1 pseudogene is annotated in these 268 nt (G+C 43.3%); it reads right to left on the bottom strand.

The window, feature by feature from the left end:
- Positions 1–268: pseudogene (locus tag A3761_RS26635) on the bottom strand (chemotaxis protein); the annotation flags it as partial.

Here is a 268-nt window from a genome sequence, read left to right as displayed (position 1 = left end):
CTTAATTTCAGTTTGATATGTACTGGTCAGACGCTCAAGCATACTGCGTTGGTGTGCAGGGTTTTTGTGGAAAACATCGATGTTGTTGCCAACAAGGTTATTGGCATCAAAGTTTGGCAGCACTTTGCGTAAGTCTGCCTCAGCTACGCGCATCATATTCTGTACTGCTTTGTTCATATAATTGATGTTGTAATTTGCATCGGCCATCATCACATTGGTATTACAAACATCGAGAGCCAGTCTAACGCCTGCATTTTCCTCGGCGAGT

Source organism: Oleiphilus sp. HI0123 (assembly GCF_001635315.1).
The sequence above is the reverse complement of the archived record's forward strand: the minus strand, read 5'-3'. Positions and strand labels throughout refer to the sequence as shown.